This is a genomic window from Pontibacter sp. BAB1700, from assembly GCF_000277005.1.
In the GTDB taxonomy this organism is placed as follows: Bacteria; Bacteroidota; Bacteroidia; order Cytophagales; family Hymenobacteraceae; genus Pontibacter; species Pontibacter lucknowensis.
This window is the reverse complement of sequence record NZ_AKIS01000243.1, coordinates 1-3,502: the sequence shown is the minus strand read 5'-3', so window position 1 is coordinate 3,502 and position 3,502 is coordinate 1. Positions and strand designations below refer to the sequence as shown.

4 protein-coding genes and 3 tRNA genes are annotated in these 3,502 nt (G+C 47.1%); 3 read left to right on the top strand and 4 right to left on the bottom strand.

Annotated features, from left to right (window positions below):
- Positions 1-57 precede the first annotated feature (57 nt).
- From O71_RS26175 to O71_RS20845, 4 genes are all read right to left on the bottom strand, one after another.
- On the bottom strand, positions 58-492 hold the full coding sequence (locus O71_RS26175) for a patatin-like phospholipase family protein (protein ID WP_237717933.1): 435 nt from the start codon (positions 490-492) through the stop codon (positions 58-60).
- Positions 477-827, bottom strand: a complete 351-nt coding sequence (locus O71_RS26170; protein WP_237717932.1) for a patatin-like phospholipase family protein — start codon at positions 825-827, stop codon at positions 477-479. The genes O71_RS26175 and O71_RS26170 overlap by 16 nt, the downstream gene beginning before the upstream one ends.
- Positions 827-1,669 (bottom strand): MBL fold metallo-hydrolase, encoded by an 843-nt coding sequence (locus O71_RS20850; RefSeq protein ID WP_040575071.1) that lies wholly within the window; start codon positions 1,667-1,669, stop codon positions 827-829. The genes O71_RS26170 and O71_RS20850 overlap by 1 nt, the downstream gene beginning before the upstream one ends.
- A gap of 200 nt (positions 1,670-1,869) precedes the next feature.
- Positions 1,870-2,820, bottom strand: a complete 951-nt coding sequence (locus O71_RS20845; RefSeq protein WP_007661175.1) for an acetyl-CoA carboxylase carboxyltransferase subunit alpha — start codon at positions 2,818-2,820, stop codon at positions 1,870-1,872.
- Between the two features lie 223 nt (positions 2,821-3,043).
- Here O71_RS20845 and O71_RS20840 point away from each other — a divergent pair.
- The 3 genes from O71_RS20840 to O71_RS20830 all read left to right on the top strand — a co-directional run bounded on the left by O71_RS20840 (position 3,044) and on the right by O71_RS20830 (position 3,387).
- A tRNA-Asp gene (locus O71_RS20840) sits at positions 3,044-3,117 on the top strand.
- 63 nt (positions 3,118-3,180) lie between these two features.
- Positions 3,181-3,254: transfer RNA gene (locus O71_RS20835), tRNA-Asp, on the top strand.
- A 59-nt stretch (positions 3,255-3,313) separates the two neighbouring features.
- A tRNA-Asp gene (locus O71_RS20830) sits at positions 3,314-3,387 on the top strand.
- Positions 3,388-3,502: the final 115 nt, after the last annotated feature.

Sequence of the window (3,502 nt, the reverse complement as noted above, 5' to 3'; positions counted from 1 at the left end):
TCTTTTAATAATTAACAAAATAACATCAGATAAAGAAATTTTTTTTTACCTATTCCACTAGGCTGAAATAGTTACCTGCAATAGCTCTTTTTTAATGCTCATCGTGTAGGTATAACCGACCTCAAAAAGCTCATCTGCTTTACTGAAACTCATCAGTCTGTAATACTTTAACGCGGGTGGCTCTATGAAAAAATCACAGAGGTGGCGACGTAATTGTACGTTGTTATTTATCGCAAGGTGAGCCGTCCGCTCAATCATGCTCCGAAGGCTGGTAATGCGAGCATCGTGATTAAGTGGATTACTGTGCACACCTATTTTAAAGTCACACTTTCCTGTCAGGGCTTCCAAAGGCAGATTGTCCAGCAAACCGCCGTCATTGAGCAACATCCCCTCATACTGTACCGGTCTATACAGGACAGGCACTGCAGAAGAGGCGATCAGGGGTTTTATAAGATTTCCACTCGAAAAATTAACGGTCACACCAGCATGCATATCTGTTGCCCTATGATGACAGGGATAGCCAGGTCCTCGAAAGTGGCCTGATCACCCAGGTAGCGGTGGTAAAGCTTTTCTACTTCGTCGAGATGCAGGATGCCCACCTGCCCAATGGCCAGCCGCATGATACGATAGATGCGCAGCTCCTTGATGAGACGCAGTGTGTCATCGGGGCTATAGCCGGCCGCATAGAACACGCCCACTATAGCGCCAGAACTCACTCCTGAAAGTATGGATGGCTTTATACCTAATTCGTCAAAAGCCTTGAGCACACCCAAATGAGCAATGCCCCTGGCAGCACCTCCTGAAAGTGCCAGCCCTATACGCTTCATTAAAGTTCGCTCAGTGAGAAAGTTGTATCAAGCCTCACACCTTTTTCAGTGTGTTGCACAGTGCAGCATTCATTCACGGCGTCATGCTCCAGGTATAGCACGAAGTTCTCGTCGGCTGCCATATTCAGAAACCGGGCTTTCTCATCCAGTGTCAGCAGTGGCCTTGTGTCGTAACCCATGACATAAGGCAGTGGAATATGCCCTGTCGAGGGCAGCAGATCAGCCATGAAGGCCACTTTACGGCCTTTGTAAGAGATGATCGGTACCATCATTTTGTCGGTATGCCCGTCAGCATAAAAGATATCAAACTGCGGGAAAGGCGATGGTTTATTGGGATCGACGAACTGTAAATGTCCGCTCTCCTGCATCGGCAAAATGTTTTCTTTCAAAAAAGACGCTTTCTCACGGGCATTCGGCTCTGTTGCCCATTTCCAGTGATCGGTATTAGACCAGTAGGTAGCATTCGGAAACACAAGCTCCAGGGCCCCGTCGTTATTTTTATATTTTACGCCACCGCCACAGTGATCAAAATGCAGGTGCGACAGAAAGACATCAGTTATGTCGCTATGGGAAAAGCCGGCAGCATGAAGGGACTTTTCGAGCGTGGCGTCACCGTGCAGGTAGTAGTGACTATAGAACTTTGCATCCTGTTTGTCGCCAATGCCATTGTCGATCAGGATGAGCCGGTCTCCGTCCTCGATGAGCAGGCAGCGCATCGCCCAGGTACATAAATTATTTTCATCGGCCGGATTAGTACGCTGCCACAGAGATTTGGGTACTACGCCAAACATGGCACCTCCGTCCAGCTTAAAAAATCCTGTATCGATCACGTGTAGTTTCATAATTCTATAGTGTTGGAGTGATTAAGAGTTAGCATAGCAACCACCGCTTTTTACTGCTGTATTAACGAATGGTTACTGTCATCTGCCTAAAGTTACCAAAACAAAAAGAGGTGGCAAAACCTCTGCAGGCTGCCACCTCTTATATATTTGCTATGTGAGAAACCGGTATTCAGGAATTCTCAAAGTCAAAAAACTCAATTTCAGCCTTCCTGAACCACACCCATGGCAGAAAACTTTTCGATGCGCTGCATGATGCGGTCTTCAGGGGCTATTCCGTCCAGCTCATCCAGCATTTTGCAGATCTCCTTCTTAAGGGTACGCATCATTTTGTCTGGTTCTGTGTGCGCTCCACCTAGCGGTTCCTTGATAATACCATCAATCAGCTTGTGTTGCAGCATGTCGGTTGCTGTTAGCTTCAAGGCTTCGGCGGCTTGCTCTTTGTAGTTCCAGCTGCGCCACAAAATTGACGAGCAGGATTCAGGAGAAATAACAGAGTACCAGGTGTTCTCCAGCATCATAACACGGTCGCCAATGGCTATACCCAAAGCACCGCCAGAGGCGCCCTCTCCTATAATGATACAGATTACCGGTACTTTCAGCATGAACATCTCTTTCAGGTTGCGGGCAATTGCCTCACCCTGTCCACGCTCCTCGGCCTCCAGACCTGGAAAGGCACCAGGAGTATCGATGAAAGTAACGATCGGACGGCCAAACTTCTCAGCCATTTTCATGAGACGGAGCGCCTTGCGATATCCTTCCGGGTTGGCCATACCAAAGTTGCGCATCTGGCGCTGCTTCGTGTTACGGCCTTTTTGCTGACCGATAAACATAACGCTGCGCCCATCTATTTCACCAAACCCACCTACCATGGCTTTGTCGTCACTTACGGTACGATCACCGTGCAACTCCACAAACTTAGATGTTAAACCTGCAATATAATCCAGGGTATAAGGTCTGTCTGGGTGGCGCGAAAGCTGCACACGCTGCCAACGGGTCAGGTTGGCATAGGTCTCTTTCTTGAGCGTCTTTATTTTTTCTTCAAGCGCTTTGACTGCTTCCGAAACGTCTACCTGGCTTTCGCTGGCCAGTTTTTTCATTTCCTGCAGTTTGCCCTCCAGGGCCGCTATAGGTTGTTCAAAATCCAAAAGCATAATTCCTCATTGCTGATTGAAGCACAAATTTAATAGATTACAGTTACGGAATTGCCAATCTTCGAAAATTATCGTCTATTACAAAAAAAGAATATTTGGTTTTGAGCAAGTTACGTTTTTAAGGCAAAAATATAGCACCAAAATGTGTACCTACACTTGCAGAATCAAAATTTACCCTCTACATTTGTGACACTTTAACGGATAGCGTTATCGAAAAACATTTGGTCTGGTAGTTCAGTTGGTTAGAATGCCGCCCTGTCACGGCGGAGGTCGCGGGTTCGAGTCCCGTCCAGACCGCAGCTTAAACCCCTGCGGTTAAACACAAGGTAGAGTAAATGACTCTGCTAATTTCAAGATTTTGGTCTGGTAGTTCAGTTGGTTAGAATGCCGCCCTGTCACGGCGGAGGTCGCGGGTTCGAGTCCCGTCCAGACCGCAGATTTAAACTGCGGTTTATTTTTCAGAGTAGATGACTCTGATTTTTTTCAAATTATTGGTCTGGTAGTTCAGTTGGTTAGAATGCCGCCCTGTCACGGCGGAGGTCGCGGGTTCGAGTCCCGTCCAGACCGCTTAAAAGCTCTTGTGAAAGCAAGGGCTTTTTGCGTTTATAGCCCTCCCCTATACCTATACCTATACCTATACCTATACCTATACCTATACCTATACCTATACCTACTACCTATA